Here is a 15,797-nt window from a genome sequence, read left to right on the forward strand (position 1 = left end):
CCTTTTGGTTCATCGCAACGTGCGTCGTCGCGTGAATGTCTCCTCGGGGCAATGTAACACCGTCGTGACGTGGCGGTCGATTCGAGGAAGCACGCGGGTGCGCGTGCTTCCCGCGATCGCTACAGCACCAGCGACCCCGCCGTGATCGCGATCACCAGGAACACGACGAACAGGATCAGGAAGATGAAGAAGCAGATCTTGGCGATGCCCGCCGCGCCCGACGACACGCGCGTAAAGCCGAAAAAGCCGGCGACGACGGAGATGACCGCGAAAAGAATGGCGAGCTTGAGCATGGCAGGTCCGGTTTTGTTGTGATGACTCTTGCCTGCAAGGCGCGTGCCGCGTCGCGCTTTTGTTGATGGTTGCGGGCTGGAAAGACCGTTAGTTGCGTGACTCGCACGAATAAAAAGCGGGCGGCGAACCGCCCGCTTCGCTCGGACTCAGCGCAGGCGATTGTCCGTCGCCGCAACGGTCGCGGGGGCGGGGGCTTTGGCTAGTACAGGCACCGGCTTTCGCGTACCGAGCCAGTTGGCGATCCCCTCTTGCACACGCGGCACGGCGAGCAGCGCGCCGATGGCGATCGCATCGGCGGCGAGCCCGGCCGGCACGTTGATGAGGCCATCGGTCAGCGTGAACAGGATCGAATCGACGACGAGCGAAATCACCGTGCCGGCGACGAACGACACCATGCCGGCACGCCCCAACGCGCCGACCCACGGCAGCCGTCGCGCCACGGCCTTGACGACGCCATACCGCGCGAGATTCGCCGCGACCCAAGCGATAGCGAGGAAATTCACGACGCGCGGGCCGGCCAGATCGCGCTTGAAGGCGCTGTCCAGCACGGGCGGCAGCACCAGCAGTTTGTAATACGCCATGCCGGCGATCAGCGCGACGGCGCCCGCGCTCACGATCCAGCCAAAGCGGTTCGCGCTCACGCGCTGATAAACCGGCTGGCAACGCGCCAGCACGCCGAGCACGAACATCAACTGCCATGCGGCGGGATTGAAGTCCCAGAGGTTGTCGTCGACGGAAGGCAGGTATTCGCCGATCTGCGCCCCGAAAGCCCATAGCGCGAGGCTCAGACCCAGCAGGAGCCACGGCTTGCTGCGCGCAAGCGGCAGCACGACCGGCACGGCGAGCGCAAACAGCGCGTACATGGGCAGCACGGCGGCGAGATAAGGCTGACGCTCGAACGTGAGGATCTGCGCAATCGACGCAACCGGCTCCGACACGAAACTGTCGAGATCATGCAGCGCCAGATTCGGCGCGTGGCCGAAAAAGGGCCGCAGCAGGAAGGACGCGACGAGCATGAGCACGGCGGTGACGAGAAACGCGCGGTACAGTTCGAACGCGCGCCTGACGAAGCGCATGCGCGCCGCGTGCTCGGAGCGGCGCGCGGCCAGCGACACATACGCCGTCGCCGTAGCGAAGCCGCCGAGGAAGACGAACACTTCGGCGGCGTCGTTCAGCGCGAACGAATGCAGCGTGAAGCGCGACAACATGCTGCCGCCGATATGATCGACGACGATGATCAGCAGAACCAGTCCCCGGAAGAAGTCCAGCTCGATGAGACGTTGTGATTTTTGCTGCATGCGGCTTCGCGTGATGTCCTGCGGCGACAGGAGATTGGACGGCGGCCGCGGGCACGCGGCACGAAAGCATAGGAGTTTACCCGTAAATGACGCAGTGCATCATCAGAAGAAGCGCAAATAAACGTTTCTAATCCGGTATTTGTGGCCGATTCGCCAGTTGTGCCGACAAAATCCTTCGATCTCTTCAGAAGGTTTCAAGTTCCTTTCATTTCTGGCGATTCTCAGGCTAATATCACGCCCTCACCGTCGAACCCTCGTGAACATGGACTATCTCGTCGCTCTCCTCGCCGATCCCGCAGCCTGGGCCGCCCTCGCGACGCTCGTCGTCATGGAGGTCGTGCTTGGCATCGACAACCTGATTTTCATCTCGATCCTGACCAACAAGCTGCCCGTCGCGCATCGGGCGCGCGCGCAGCGGATCGGCATCGGGCTGGCGCTCGTGATGCGGCTGGGTCTGCTCGGCACGGTCGCGCTGATCGTGCGCCTCACGGCGCCGATCTTCGAAGCGTTCGGCCACGGCTTTTCGTGGCGCGATCTGATCCTGATCGCGGGCGGCGTGTTTCTCGTCTGGAAAGCGACGACGGAAATCCACCATCACGTCGCGCTCGACACCGGTGACCACGCCGGAACCGAATCCGGCGCGAGCCTGACACCGCTGTCGGCGATCGGCCAGATCCTGCTGCTCGATCTCGTGTTTTCGATCGACAGCATCGTGACGGCGGTCGGCATGACCGAGCACATTCCGATCATGTTCGTCGCGGTGATCGCCGCCGTGACCGTGATGCTGTTCGCGGCGGGGCCGCTGTCGCGCTTCATCGAACGCAACCCGACGATCGTCATGCTCGCGCTCGGCTTCCTGCTCGTGATCGGGATGACGCTGGTCGCCGAAGGCTTCGGCACGCACGTACCGAAAGGCTATATCTATGCGGCGATGGCGTTCTCGGCGCTGGTGGAAGGGTTGAACATGCTGGCGCGGCGCGCGAAGGGGCGGCGAGCCCCCCGCGAAAACGTTCGATGAAACGCTCGCCTGCGCAGATTAATTAGCCGGCATGGGTATGACCGCGCGCACCGTTCCCCCGGAGCGCGGTCACGATGCGCCGAAGCGGCGCGGTGATGCGCCAGGACGTGGAAGAGACGAACTCCGCGATGACCGCGTTGCTGGCCTGAAGTTCGGTCTGGGAAGTCCGTAGCTTGTCCATCGTTTCGCCGAGCTTGCCTTCGGCATCGGCGAGAATACGACGGGTGTCCGCGAGCATGGCCTGGGCTCGCGCGAGGTCGCTCTCCGCGAGCGTGGCACGGCTTTCGGCTTCGGCGGCCCGCTTTTCCATTCCCCCACTCGCCGTGTAGAACTCCTCCGTCGTGAGTTGCACGTCCGGACGTTCCTTGCGCAGGATGATGATCATTTCGCCGCCGGTCTCGCCCCTGGCAGCCACGAAATCGACGAGATTGAACGTCAGGAAGCCCATCATGAGGATCGGCTTCAGCACCTTGCTCTCAATCGTTTCACTGTCGAACACATGGCTGTGAATGCCGACATGCGGCGGCGCCTTCAGCTTTTCACTGATGCGATCGAGATTCAGCTTGTCGCGCACGTCCATCGGCCGATTGACGAAGGCCTCGTCGTAATATATTTCGCACTCCAGTTGATGCTCGCGCGGAATCTCTTCCACGCCCGCCAGGTACTCGGCGACGAAGTGGCTCAGCGCCGTATCCGGCCGGTACTTGTCGAAGCTGAACTTCTTGTCGGGCAAGGCGAGGAAAAGAATCCCGCCGTCGTTCATCATCGCGCAGAGATCCGCAAGCCACTGAATCATGTTTGGCGCGTGCTCCATTACATGATTCGCGATGATGTAGTCGAACTTGTCGCTGATGTAATCGCCGTACCGGTTCGAACTGACAACGTAATCGATCTCGGGAATCTGCTCGATCAGATCAGGATGCGTGCATTCGCGCACCAGTTGCTCGCGATTCTTCCAGTCGAGATAACGCACCTGAGCTTCGGTCTTGAAGACCGTCGGCTGGTCGTAAGGGCCCAGTTCCAACCCGAGCCCCGACAGGTCGGTGTGCTTCAAAAGATGACCACGCCGAAGCTGCGTTACGAGATTCATCGACGGCTCCTCTGCATCACATTCGAGTTCGAATCGCCGGCGGACAGACGGCCGCGGACGCTTGATGCGGGCGCGCCATTACGCTCGCCGACCGAACTTAACACAACTCCGCGTCGGCGCGATATCGGGTTCCGGCGACAGGCGAAGCCTAATTCGTCGCGATGGTCGCCGTGGCTTTGCGATTATCGTGAATATCGTCCGATGGACGGTGCTTCACGCAGACCAACGAATTCCAGAGCAGCGTCTTGCATCGGAAGTCTTTGCACGAATCACGGGCACACGGCGCATCGTTGATGACGCGGACGTGAAAACGGTCGAACATCGGTCCTAGCGCGACACCGGTGCGCCGCCAATAAACCGGCTCTTGCCCGTTCGACGTCAATTCGTTCACTGCCTTATGAAGATAGTCATTGCCGTTCCGGGCAATCGTTAGCGCGCTATATTCCACGACTGCTGAATTGGCTAGGAGAATCAGGCAAATCGCGTAGCCCGCGAGCCGATGTCTTCCGATCGCGAGCGCGCCGACCAAGGCCACGAGGAGATAAATCTGTGGATTCAGCCTTGCCCACCACGACTCGGGGCTGATGAAACACAGCACCCAGACCAGGATGAAGACCGGCGCTTCGGAGCGCATCGAGCGAAATCGAACCGCGGCGAAGACCATTGCGACGAGGCACGCGCCGCCGAAGAGCGGTCCCCACCCGCCCCATCGAACGTCCGCGGCGCCGGCAGCCGACACTTCCGCGTCCGTCATGGAGAATGGCATTTTAATCTCGGGCAGCCGGGGTGTCGCCGGATTGCTCGGGCTTTGATTGGCCGTCTCGCCGAAGACGCTCAAGGCGACCTGGGAAAATCTGTCGAGCGCGTGAAATTCGGGCGTTGTCTGCGCGGAAATGAGATTCTGCACACGCCCTTCGCCCATCGAAGGATAGAAAATATGATGTCCTTCAATGAGATTCTTCACGTACGGATTCACGCAGAGCACGATGCCGACCAAGGCCAGACCGGCAATTCGCCACCACGGGAAAAAATATGGACGCAAGTCGACTTTCTTTCGGTGGGCTATCGCCAGAAATGCAACCATGGAAATGGTCGAAAAGACGAGTCCAGTATGTTTCAACGCTGCGCAGCCGATCAGCGACAAAACAAACACCAACACGAGATTTCTCGAAGGCGCGCCCCAGAAAAAGCCGTAGAGCGTAAGAATCTGAATCGCCAGAAAGCTTGCCATGCAACCATCGACGTAGTGCGTAAAGAGCTGCGCCAACACAACGGGATTCGCCGCGACGCCGACGCACACGAGCAGGCGCGCATCGGCTCGCAGCTTGCTCGTCACGGAAAGGCAGATCAACATCACCGAGACAAGCAGCAGGAAATTGATGCTCTTCGCGAGTTCAAGGTTTCCAGAGAGCTTGTAAATGGCCGCGCCATAAAACCACGCGAGCTTGGGATAGTTGTTCGTATAGATTGCGTTCACTCCGCGCAGCGTCGATTCAAGAAAATCGAATCGTCTCGCGAGTTCGATGATCGCCTCCGAGTGGTATCCAATGCCATCGTTCGAGAAATCAAAATATGCGTTCGATAGCGCGAAGGAAAGCGCGATGAGCGTAACGCCGCATACGGCGCTTTTGACGAATACCGTTGGGGAAGCATATTTCGTCACGGTCAGCGATGCGCCACCCGCGAGTAGAGGAGCGATAAAAGCCCATTGACTGGCAATTCCGGAGCCTTGCAGAACGGCGAAAATAAACGCCGTCGAAACAACGAACACAATCAGAAAAATTGCACTGCTCAGAAAAACATTCCCGACTTCGACTTTCTTTACTTGCATAACCCGTTTATTGATTCGGGTCGCGATCGTGCGACCTCTTGTAGGGCGTCATTTTACATGGTCTGAAGAATTGTTAAGCAAATACATGATAAGTCACCGGCGGCTTCGAATCCCGGACGAAGCCCGGTTAAAGTTCCCCCGTCATCCGCCGATATCGAACGGATGACGACCCAACCCGCTTCCCTCGCACGCGAGCCCGCACGCCGTTGGTTCAACGGCTGGCGGGCGGGCGCCTGGTGCGCCACGGCCCTGCTCGCCTTCCAGTGCTTCGGGTTCTGCTTCAATGCCCGGCATTCCTGGGCCGCATACGGCCATCCGGGCGGCTGGGACTTCCTGACGTTCTGGGCCGCGTCGCGCCTCACGCTCGACGGCACGCCGCTCGCGGCCTATTCCTGGAGCGCGATCAAGCACGTTCTGCTGCAGTTGTCGCCGGATATCGTGATGCCCGGCCCGTGGTTCTATCCGCCGAATTTTCTGCTGCTGGTGCGCCCGTTCGCATTGCTTTGTGCGCCCGTCGGCTACGCGCTTTTCATCGGGTTGTCGTCGGCGCTGTTCGTCTTGCTGATCCGCCGGGTGCTGCCGATGCGGTCCATGCTGATATGGATACTCGCGTTTCCCGGCCTGTGGCTCAACGCGGCGCAAGGACAGAACGCCTGCATCACCGCCAGTCTCGCGCTCGCCGCATTCCTCGCGATACGCACGCGGCCCGTGCTCGCGGGCGTCTTCATCGGCCTGCTGTCGATCAAGCCACATCTGGCGATTCTGTTTCCGGTCGCGCTCGCGTGCGCGGGCATGTGGAAGACCTTCATCGCCGCCGCGGTGACGGCCGTGCTCTTCACGACTGCATCGGTCGCCGTGTTCGGGCTCGATATCGTGCCCGAGTTTCTGCACGGGCTCAGCGAAGCCAACGGCTATATCGCAAGCGGCGTGCTGCCCTGGGATCAGACGGCGAGCCTGTTCGCGACCTTGCGCATGGCGCACTTCGCGACCGGCCCGGCGTATGTCGCGCAGGCGTGTCAGGCGCTCGTCGCGGTCTGCGCGGTCGCGTGGGTGTGGCGCAACGCCAAGTCGCTGGAAGTGCGCGCCACCGCGCTCGTCGCGGGCACGTTCATGATCAGCCCCTACATCTATAACTACGATGCGGTTTGGCTCGGCGTGCCGCTCGCGCTTCTCGCCGCCCGCGCCATGCGCGATGGCTGGTTGCGCGGCGAAATCGCCATTCTGGTGCTCGCGTGGCTGTATCCGCAGATGGGCGATCTGCTGGCCAAGCATTTCGGCTTCGGGCCGGGGCCGCTCGTGTTCGCGTCGCTGATATTCGTGGCGATACGGCGCGCGCGTCTCGAAGCGGCCGATGGCAGCACGCTTGCCGCATTCGAACGACCGTCAGAACGGTAGGCGAAGCTGCGGATCGTCGGGCGTGGCGGCGTTCGCGGGCGGCAGCGGTTGCGCCCGCAGCCAGCGTTCGATCGCATCGACGACATGCTGGCGCTCGCTTTCATCGAGCGCCCTGCCCGCCGCGATGCCGTGCCACGTGGCGAGGCACGAGCGGCAGCACGTCGCCGTCGCGTGTTGCGCGATGAACACCGGATGCCCGCGAAACGACGTCTGTTTGCCGTCGTTCAGCGGCGCTTGCGGCGCGAGCCGCTTGCCGATCAGTTCATGCGCCTGCGCGACAATCCTGTCGATGCCCGTCTCGCGCAGCATCTTCCCCTCCCGCACGCCGAGCGCGAAGCGCCGCCGAAACGCCGATTTCGCGAGCGCATCGAACACGGCGTCGAGGTCGCGCATGGCGTGATCAGTCCTTGGCGTAGAGCGTCGAATCCGCGAAACCTTCGGCGCTCAGCACGTGCCCGACGAGAATCATCGCCGTGCGCTCCATGCCCGCCGCGCGCACTTTCGACGCGATATCGGCAAGCGTGCCTTGCACGCGCGTCTCGTCCGGCCAGCTCGCGCGGAACACGACCGCCACCGAACAATCCGCGCCGTAGTGCGGCACGAGCTCCGCGACGATTCGCTCGATATGCCGCACGCCGAGATGAATCGCGAGCGTCGCGCGGTGGCGCGCGAGATCCGCCAGGCTTTCGCCTTCCGGCATCGACGTTTTGGTTGCGTAGCGCGTGAGGATGACAGTCTGGGAAATGCCGGGGAGCGTGAGTTCGCGTTTGAGCGCCGCCGCCGATGCGGCCGCCGCCGTCACGCCCGGCACCACTTCATAGGGAATCGCGAGCGCGTCGAGCCGGCGGATCTGCTCGCCGATCGCCCCGTAGAGCGACGGATCGCCCGAATGCACGCGCGCCACGTCCTGCCCGTTCGCGTGCGCGTCCCGCAGCAGCGCGACGATCGCGTCGAGATCGAGTTCGGCCGTGTCGATGCATGTCGTCGCGCGATGGCCGTCGAGCACCTCGCGCGGCACCAGCGACCCGGCGTACAGAATCACGGGACACGCGCGGATGAGCCGCTGCCCCTTGACGGTGATGAGTTCCGGATCGCCCGGACCGGCGCCGATGAAGTAAACAGTCATTGTGTGGTGAGCCAGTGTTGGAGCGCGTCGCGGGCGCTCACGGCATCGTCGAAAGATCGGTCGGCGTCGGGCAGCGCGGGACGCGTGAGCATCACGACTGGCAAGCCTCGCTCGCGCGCGACGGCCAGTTTCGCTTCGGTCGCTCGCCCGCCGCTGTTCTTGCTGACGATCACGTCGATGCGCGCCGCGTCGAACAGCGCGCGTTCGCCGGCAAGATCGAACGGCCCGCGCGCATCGATGATATCGGCGCGTTCGTTGCCCGGATGGGCGTCGAGACAGCGAATCGTCCAGTGCTGCAATGCGGGGATTTCGTGCAGATGCGCGAGCGGTTCGCGTCCGAGCGTAAACAGCGGCCGATGAAACCCCGCGATCCGTTCGACGATCCCGCGCCAGTCCGCCGTGTCGCGCCAGTCGTCGCCGGGCTGCGGCTGCCACGCCGGACGGCGCACCGCCCAGAGCGTCACGCGCGCGATCGTGCAGGCCTCGCGCGCGTGACGGCTCATCTGCGCGGCATACGGATGCGTCGCATCGACGACGAGCGCGATGTCTTCATCGCACAGATAGCGCACGAGCCCGTCGACGCCGCCGAAACCGCCGACGCGCACCGCGCACGCCAGATCGCCGGGCACGCGCCCGAGGCCCGCGAGACTGTAGACATGCGCGGCGGGCAGGCTGCGCGCGATCGCGAGCGCGTCGCCGGTGCCGCCGAGCAGAAGCACGCGCCTCATGCCGCGCTCCCGACGATATTGCCGTGCCGGTCGATCGCGAAGGTCTCGACTTCGATGCCCGGCGGCACCACATCGAGCGCGACGGCGCGCGCGCGACGGCACACGATATCGCCGAGCGCGATGCCTTCGACGCGAGCGAGCTTGAGCGCTTCCTGACTCGTGTTGGCCGCGCGGATGGCCGCCTGCAGCGCGTCGCTCGCGCCCGCGTCGGCGGCCCAGACGGCGAGCAGCGTCAGGTCGATGCTCGAGTTGCGGCTATGCAGATCCATGTGCCCCGCCGCGAGCTTGGACAATTTGCCGAAGCCGCCGCACAGACTCAGTTTGTCGACGCTCGCGCGGCGCAGATGCTTCAGCACGGCGCCCGCGAAGTCGCCCATTTCGATCAGCGCGATATCGGGCAGGCCGTAATGCGCGCGCATCGCGTCCTCGCTCTGATTGCCGGTGCACGCGGCGATATGCCGATACCCGTTCGCCCGCGCGACATCGATGCCCTGATGAATCGACGCGATATACGCCGAGCACGAAAACGGCCTGACGATCCCTGTCGTGCCGAGGATCGACAAGCCGCCGACGATGCCGAGGCGCGGATTCATCGTCTTCTGCGCGAGCGCCTCGCCGTTCTCCACGCCGATGCTCACGTCGAAGCCGCCGCCATAACCCGTGCTCGCGGCGAGCGCGTCGAGATGTTGCGCCATCATCTTGCGCGGCATCGGGTTGATCGCCGGTTCGCCGATGGCGAGCGCCAGCCCCGCGCGCGTCACGGTGCCGACGCCCGGTCCCGCATGAAAACGCACGCCGGTTTCGTCGGACAGACGCACGCGTGCGAACACGAGCGCGCCGTGCGTGACGTCGGGATCGTCGCCCGCGTCCTTGATGACGCCGGCTTCCGCTGCGTCGGCTGGTTCGGCGATGCGGCGGCAGAAGGAAAGCGTCATGGTCACGCACTGGCCTTTCGGCAGCACGATCTCCGCGCGCTCGCCCGTCTCGCCGAGCAGCAAGAGGCGCGCGGCCGCGAGGCTCGTCGCGGTCGCGCAGCTTCCGGTCGTGTAGCCGCTTCTGAGCGGCGCGGCCTGTTCCGGCGTTTCTTCACGCATGACGCTTCACGGTTTGCTGGCGTGCAGAAGCGTGATCGGCAGCGCCTGCCGCCACGTATCGAAGCTGCCGAGCGGCTCCGCCTGCGCGATGCCGATGCGCGTCAGCTCGCCGCCATGCCGCGCACGCCATTCGACCAGCGCCGCTTCGCTTTGCAGCGTCACCGCATTGGCGACGAGGCGGCCGCCCTGACGCAGCCGCGTCCAGCAGGCATCGAGCAGGCCCGGCACGGTCAGCCCGCCGCCGATGAACACGGCATCCGGCGCGGGCAGGCCGTCGAGCGCGGCGGGCGCTTCGCCTTTCACGAGTTGCAGCGCGGGCACGCCGAGCGCATCGCGGTTGGATTCGATGAGACGCTGCCGGCTTTCGTTCGCTTCGATCGCGATCGCGCGGCACGCGCCATGCGCGCGCATCCATTCGATGCCGATCGAGCCGCAGCCCGCGCCCACATCCCACAGCAATTCGCCCGGCTGCGGCGCGAGATGCGCGAGCGTCACGGCGCGCACGTCGCGCTTCGTGAGCTGGCCATCGTGACGATAGGCGTCGTCGGGCAAACCGGGCGTGAGCGGCGGGCCGGCGTGGCCTGCATGCGTGCGGCATTCGATCGCGACGAGATTGAGCGCGGCGACGAGCGGCTCGCGCCAGTCGTCGGCGCGTTCGTCGACGCGGCGCTCGTGGTTGCCGCCCAAGTGTTCGAAGACGGTCATGCGGCTCGCGCCGAAACCGTGCGCGGTCAACAGCGCGGCGACGGCGGCGGGCGTGGTGCCGTCGCCGCTCAGCACGAGCAGGCGCACGCCGCGATGCAGGCTCGCGAGCAGCGACGCGACGGGCCGCCCGACCAGCGACACGCACACCGCGTCCTGCAACGCCCAGCGCAGACGCGCCGCCGCCAGCGACAGCGACGACGGCGCGGGAATCACGCGCATTTCGCCATTGGCGACTTCACGCGCGAGCGTTGCGCCGACGCCGAAGCACATCGGATCGCCGCTCGCGAGCACGCATATGCGGGTCTTGCCGTCGCCGCGCCCGGCGAGCACGGCATCGATCGAAAAGGGCTTCGGCCACGGCACGCGGCGCGCGGCGATGCGCACCGGCAGCAGCGCGAGATGGCGCTCGCCGCCGTGGATCGATTGCGCGTCGAGCAGCGCGCGGCGCGCCACACGGGAAAGGCCGTGCCAGCCGTCTTCGCCGATCCCCACCACGGTCAGCCAGGTCGACATGCGCCGCCTCCTTGCGATTCGAATCGCGCTTCGGGCTTGTGCCCTGAAGCGCCTGGATGGTCGATAAAAGCGGGCATAATACAGGTCCGTCGGTGCCCGTTGGGGCCTAAGAGGGAACACAGCAAAACTGTGGCTGCCCCCGCAATTGTACGCAGCGAGTCCGCGCTCCACTGCCACTGGTTTTTACCGGGAAGGCCGGCGCGAATGAAGACCTGCCAGCCAAGAGACCTGCCGACTCATCGCTTTCGCGCGACGCCGACCGGGCGGGGTGTACCGGTTCGCTCATCACGTGCGAAGCCCAACGGGTCCTGCTTTTGACTTCATTCGACCGCCCATCGCTCAACGCCGCCCCGCGCGCTTCGGCGTGCCCGGGCCTGATGCGCATCGTGCCCGCGCGCGATGGCGGTCTCGCGCGTCTGCGTCTTCCGGGCGGCGCACTGAGCGCGCACGCGGCGCGGGCCGTTGCGCGTGCGGCGCGCGACTGCGGCTCGGGCGTGATCGAAGTGACCAATCGCGCGAATCTGCAATTGCGCGGCATCCGCGACGACGCCCACGCCGCGCTGATCGACATCGCACTCGACGCGGCCCTCGGTCCGTCGACGGCAAGCGCCGACGACATCCGCAACGTGATGCTGAGCCCGCTCGCGAGCGACGCCACGCGCGCGCTCGCCGCGGACATCATCGACGCGATGCAGGCCGATGCCTCGCTGCACGCGCTGTCGCCCAAGTTCGCGTTGCAACTCGATGCCGGCGAACGTCTCGCGATGCTCGATCACCCACACGATCTCTGGCTCTCCACATTCGACGACGGCGCGCGCTTCGCCTTCGGTTTCGCGGGAACGATGTCGCAGTGCGCGCTCGGCGCGGTGCCGCGCGCGAATCTGGTGACGTTCGTTGCGCGCGCGCTGCGCAGGTTTCTCGCGCTCGCGACGCCTGACGAACATCGTATGCGCGATCTGCTCGCGCGTGTAGGCGTCGCGCAATTTCTCGAAGGATTCGATTTCGACGCGGACGTGCAGACCTGGCGACGCGCCCCCGCCGATGCATCGCTGCGGCTCGGCGCGCACGCGGAACCGTATCGCGCGACGTGGTACGCAGGCGCGCAGACGCCGCTCGGACGCCTCGACGCGCGCACGCTCGAAGCCCTCGCCGATCTCGCTGAACAGCACGCCGAAGGGCGCCTGACGATGACGCCGTGGCAAAGCGTGCTGCTGCCAGGCATCGCGCCGCAAGACACGCACGAAGTGCTTCAAACCTTGCGCGCGCTCGGGCTCGCCACCGACCCGCGCGATCCGCTCGCGCGCCTGATCGCGTGTGCCGGGTCCGAGGGCTGCGCAAAAAGCCACGCCGACACCAAAGCCGACGCGCATCGCCTCGCGTCCCTTCTGCCCGCGCACGACGAAACGCCCGTGCATCTGAGCGGCTGCGAGCGTTCGTGCGCGGCGGCGCATCCGGTCCCGGTGACGCTCTTTGCGGTCGCGCCGGGACGCTATGACTTTCATCGCGACGGTCGCATCGTCGCGCGCAATCTGACTATCGAAGAGGCGGCCGAACGGCTCGCCCGGAGCCATGCCGATGCCTGACTACATCCGCGACGGCGCGGAGATTTATCGCCAGTCGTTCGCGACGATCCGCGCCGAAGCCGACCTCGCCGCCATGCCCGCCGATCTGGAAAAGCTCGCGGTACGCCTGATCCACGCGTGCGGCATGATCGATATCGTGAGCGATCTGCGCTTTTCTCCAGGCGCGGGCGACGCGGGCCGACGCGCGCTCGCAGCCGGCGCGCCGATTCTGTGCGACGCGCGCATGGTCGCCGAAGGCATCACGCGGGCACGCCTTTCCGCGGACAACCGGGTCATTTGCACGTTGAGCGATCCGTCGATTCCCGAGCGCGCCCGCGCGATGAGCAACACGCGCTCGGCCGCCGCGCTCGAACTGTGGCGGCCGGATCTCGAAGGCGCGATCATCGCGATCGGCAATGCGCCGACCGCGCTCTTTCATCTGCTCGACATGCTCGATGCCGGCGCACCGAAGCCCGCGCTCATTCTGGGCTTTCCGGTCGGCTTCATCGGCGCGGCGGAATCCAAGGCGATGCTCGCCGCCGATAGCCGCGGCGTGCCCTTCGTCGCCCTGCTCGGCCGTCGCGGCGGCAGCGCGATGGCAGCAGCGGCAGTGAACGCTCTTGCTTCGGAGGCCGAATGATGAGCGGACGTCTCTATGGTTTGGGCGTCGGTCCGGGCGATCCGGAACTTATCACCGTGAAGGCGCTGCGCCTGCTGAAGGCCGCGCCCGTGGTCGCGTATTTCGTCGCGAAGGGCAAGAAGGGCAACGCGTTCGGCATCATCGAAGCGCATCTCGGCGATAACCAGACGCGCCTGCCGCTCGTCTATCCGGTGACGACCGAGGCGCTGGAGCCGCCACTCTGCTACGAGACGATCATCAGCGCGTTCTACGACGAAGCCGCGCTCACGATCTCCGCTCATCTCGAAGCCGGACGCGATGTCGCGGTGATCTGCGAAGGCGACCCGTTCTTCTATGGCTCGTACATGTATCTGCACGACCGGCTCGCCGGTTGCTTCGATGCGCAGGTCGTGCCGGGCGTGTGTTCGATGCTCGGCGGCGTCGCGGTACTGGGCGTGCCGCTCGTGTATCGCAATCAGAGTCTGTCGGTGCTGTCGGGCGTGTTGCCGGAAGACGATCTGAAGCGCCGGCTCGAAGCGGCGGATGCGGCCGTCATCATGAAACTCGGACGCAACTTCGAGAAGGTGCGGCGCGTGCTCGGCGAACTCGGACTCGATGAGCGCGCGCTGTATGTCGAACGCGCGACGATGGCCAATCAGCGCATCGTGCCGCTCGATGACGTCGATCCGATGGCGTCGCCGTATTTTTCACTGCTCGTCGTGCCGGGGAAAAAATGGCGCGCATGAGTGCTTCCATGCCGATGGCGCTCGTCGTGCTGGGTGCGGGCGCGCTCGCGACCGCGCGGCGCATACAGGCGCGCTTTCCGGAATCGCGCGTACATGGATTGGCGAGCCGTGTGAGCGCGGACATCGCTTATGACGATTTCGGCGCGCACGTGCGCGAGCTGTATGCAGCGGGAACGCCCATCGTCGCGTTGTGTTCCGCGGGCATCGTGATTCGCGCGCTCGCGCCGTGTCTCGCCGACAAGGGCGCCGAGCCGCCCGTGCTCGCCATCGCACAGGATGGCAGCGCGGTCGTGCCGCTGCTCGGCGGCGTGCGCGGCGTGAATGTGCTGGCGCGCGATATCGGCGCCGCGCTCGACGTCGCGCCCGCGATCACGACAAGCGGCGAACTGCGCTTCGGTCAATGTCTGCTCGCGCCGCCCGAAGGCTATGCGCTCGCGGATATCGAGCAAGGCAAGCGCTTCGTGTCCGACTTGCTCGCGGGAGAAACGACGCGCATCGAAGGCCACGCGCCCTGGCTCGACGATGCCGCGCTGCCCCGCGCCGACGCTGCAAGTCGCGCGGTGCGCATCACGCCGCTTGCCGTCAGCGATGCGGATAGCCTCGTGATTCACCCGCGTTGCGTGCTAGCGTGGATCGAAGATTCTTCGCGCGACGACGACATCGTGGAACGCGTGCGTCGCGCAATGCACGAACGGGGTCTCGCGCCGCTTGCGCTCGCGGCGCTGATTGCGCCCGTGCGCGACATGACAGCGCAATCGCTTGCCGATGCCGCTCATGCACTCGATGTGCCGCTGCGCTTTTGCGATGCCGCGCCGTTCGATGTGAGCGATGCGCGCGATATCGCCTTGCAGGTGCGCGATGCACCCATCGACGTGCAAACAATAGGCCGCGCGCGCGGCACGCTGACGGTGATCGGACTCGGCCCCGGCAGCGCCGCACTGATGACGCCCGCCGCGAAAGATGCGCTCGCCGCCGCGCAAGACGTGCTCGGCTATGAAACCTATGTCCGCATGGCCGGGCCGTTTCGCGACGATCAACGCGTGCATATCACCGACAATCGCGAGGAATTGCAGCGTGCGTGTCACGCGTTCGAACTGGCGAGCGAAGGACGGCGTGTGGTCGTGGTGTCATCGGGCGATCCGGGCGTGTTCGCGATGGCGGCTGCCGTACTCGAAGCGCTCGACGAAGGGCGCGCCGCGCATCCCGAGTGGAGCGCGGTGAAACTCGCGATCGTGCCGGGTGTGTCGGCATCGCTTGCTACGGCCGCGCGGGCGGGTGCGCCACTGGGTCATGATTTTTGCGTGATGTCGTTGTCGGATAATTTGAAGCCGTGGAGCGTGATCGAGAAACGCATCGCGCATGCGGGCGAAGCCGATCTCGTGATGGCGTTCTATAACCCGCTATCGAAGGCGCGGCCGTGGCAGTTCGATCGTGCGATTGAAATCGTGAAGCGGTATCGTGGCGTGGAGACGCCTGTCGTGCTCGGGCGAGATATTGGGCGTCCGGCCGAAGCGTTGCGTGTCGTTACGCTGGGCGAGTTGAAAAGCGATCTCGTCGATATGCGGACGATGGTGATCGTGGGGTCATCGACTACGCGGGTGGTGGGGGATTGGGTTTATACGCCGCGGTGGTATGGGTGAGATCGGGGCGCGGCATTCGGTTGTCATTCCGCCTCGTGGGGTACACGCTACAAACACAAGCTGGCTCTCGCCTGATCCCCTGATCGTGTACCGTGCGCGGTCCACGCCCCGTTAGACCTACGAGGGCACGTGCTACTG

15 protein-coding genes and 1 riboswitch are annotated in these 15,797 nt (G+C 65.1%); of the genes, 6 read left to right on the forward strand and 9 right to left on the reverse strand.

The genetic code is table 11. The features are described 5' to 3' along the window. Positions 1 to 119 precede the first annotated feature (119 nt). Positions 120 to 293, reverse strand: coding sequence for a DUF1328 domain-containing protein (locus AWB80_RS12290; RefSeq protein WP_087131217.1), 174 nt, complete (start codon positions 291 to 293; stop codon positions 120 to 122). 147 nt (positions 294 to 440) lie between these two features. Then, entirely contained in the window at positions 441 to 1,592 is a 1,152-nt protein-coding gene (locus AWB80_RS12295) for an OpgC domain-containing protein (RefSeq protein ID WP_061174919.1), read from the reverse strand. A gap of 262 nt (positions 1,593 to 1,854) precedes the next feature. Here AWB80_RS12295 and AWB80_RS12300 point away from each other — a divergent pair, with 262 nt between their 5' ends. Next, positions 1,855 to 2,610: a TerC family protein gene (locus AWB80_RS12300; RefSeq protein WP_061174920.1), complete on the forward strand. Its 756-nt coding sequence runs from the start codon at positions 1,855 to 1,857 to the stop codon at positions 2,608 to 2,610. A 22-nt stretch (positions 2,611 to 2,632) separates the two neighbouring features. Here the strand turns inward: AWB80_RS12300 and AWB80_RS12305 are convergent, their stop codons facing one another. Further along, positions 2,633 to 3,700 carry a class I SAM-dependent methyltransferase gene (locus tag AWB80_RS12305; protein ID WP_061174921.1) on the reverse strand — a complete coding sequence of 356 codons (1,068 nt, stop codon included), beginning with the start codon at positions 3,698 to 3,700 and terminating at the stop codon, positions 2,633 to 2,635. Between the two features lie 148 nt (positions 3,701 to 3,848). Beyond that, positions 3,849 to 5,531 (reverse strand): hypothetical protein, encoded by a 1,683-nt coding sequence (locus AWB80_RS12310; RefSeq protein WP_061174922.1) that lies wholly within the window; start codon positions 5,529 to 5,531, stop codon positions 3,849 to 3,851. A 162-nt stretch (positions 5,532 to 5,693) separates the two neighbouring features. Here AWB80_RS12310 and AWB80_RS12315 point away from each other — a divergent pair, with 162 nt between their 5' ends. Further along, positions 5,694 to 6,926 (forward strand): glycosyltransferase family 87 protein, encoded by a 1,233-nt coding sequence (locus tag AWB80_RS12315; protein WP_061174923.1) that lies wholly within the window; start codon positions 5,694 to 5,696, stop codon positions 6,924 to 6,926. Here the strand turns inward: AWB80_RS12315 and AWB80_RS12320 are convergent. From AWB80_RS12320 to AWB80_RS12340, 5 genes are read right to left on the reverse strand one after another with little or no spacing between them, the layout of a single operon-like run. Then, complete coding sequence (locus AWB80_RS12320; protein WP_061174924.1) at positions 6,915 to 7,319, reverse strand: DUF4186 domain-containing protein; 405 nt, start codon at positions 7,317 to 7,319, stop codon at positions 6,915 to 6,917. The genes AWB80_RS12315 and AWB80_RS12320 overlap by 12 nt on opposite strands. A gap of 7 nt (positions 7,320 to 7,326) precedes the next feature. Further along, complete coding sequence (cobM, locus tag AWB80_RS12325) at positions 7,327 to 8,052, reverse strand: precorrin-4 C(11)-methyltransferase (protein WP_061174925.1); 726 nt, start codon at positions 8,050 to 8,052, stop codon at positions 7,327 to 7,329. Next, positions 8,049 to 8,780, reverse strand: a complete 732-nt coding sequence (locus AWB80_RS12330) for a cobalt-precorrin-6A reductase (protein ID WP_061174926.1) — start codon at positions 8,778 to 8,780, stop codon at positions 8,049 to 8,051. The genes cobM and AWB80_RS12330 overlap by 4 nt, the downstream gene beginning before the upstream one ends. Next, positions 8,777 to 9,874: a cobalt-precorrin-5B (C(1))-methyltransferase gene (locus AWB80_RS12335; RefSeq protein ID WP_061174927.1), complete on the reverse strand. Its 1,098-nt coding sequence runs from the start codon at positions 9,872 to 9,874 to the stop codon at positions 8,777 to 8,779. Before AWB80_RS12335 ends, AWB80_RS12330 begins: the two co-directional genes overlap by 4 nt. A gap of 6 nt (positions 9,875 to 9,880) precedes the next feature. Then, on the reverse strand, positions 9,881 to 11,092 hold the full coding sequence (locus AWB80_RS12340) for a bifunctional cobalt-precorrin-7 (C(5))-methyltransferase/cobalt-precorrin-6B (C(15))-methyltransferase (protein ID WP_061174928.1): 1,212 nt from the start codon (positions 11,090 to 11,092) through the stop codon (positions 9,881 to 9,883). Positions 11,093 to 11,165: 73 nt separating this feature from the next. Beyond that, a riboswitch (cobalamin riboswitch) is annotated at positions 11,166 to 11,342 on the forward strand. Positions 11,343 to 11,406: 64 nt separating this feature from the next. Between AWB80_RS12340 and cobG the strand changes: the two genes are divergently transcribed. Genes cobG through cobJ form a run of 4 tightly spaced genes read left to right on the forward strand, consistent with a single transcriptional unit; the run spans position 11,407 to position 15,659 of the window. After that, positions 11,407 to 12,675, forward strand: coding sequence for a precorrin-3B synthase (cobG, locus tag AWB80_RS12345; protein WP_087131219.1), 1,269 nt, complete (start codon positions 11,407 to 11,409; stop codon positions 12,673 to 12,675). Beyond that, on the forward strand, positions 12,668 to 13,294 hold the full coding sequence (locus AWB80_RS12350; protein ID WP_061174982.1) for a precorrin-8X methylmutase: 627 nt from the start codon (positions 12,668 to 12,670) through the stop codon (positions 13,292 to 13,294). The genes cobG and AWB80_RS12350 overlap by 8 nt, the downstream gene beginning before the upstream one ends. Further along, positions 13,291 to 14,019: a precorrin-2 C(20)-methyltransferase gene (locus AWB80_RS12355; RefSeq protein WP_061174930.1), complete on the forward strand. Its 729-nt coding sequence runs from the start codon at positions 13,291 to 13,293 to the stop codon at positions 14,017 to 14,019. The genes AWB80_RS12350 and AWB80_RS12355 overlap by 4 nt, the downstream gene beginning before the upstream one ends. After that, entirely contained in the window at positions 14,007 to 15,659 is a 1,653-nt protein-coding gene (gene cobJ, locus AWB80_RS12360) for a precorrin-3B C(17)-methyltransferase (RefSeq protein WP_061174931.1), read from the forward strand. The genes AWB80_RS12355 and cobJ overlap by 13 nt, the downstream gene beginning before the upstream one ends. Positions 15,660 to 15,797: the final 138 nt, after the last annotated feature.

The sequence above is a fragment of the Caballeronia pedi genome (assembly GCF_001544915.2).
GTDB classification, from domain to species: Bacteria; Pseudomonadota; Gammaproteobacteria; order Burkholderiales; family Burkholderiaceae; genus Caballeronia; species Caballeronia pedi.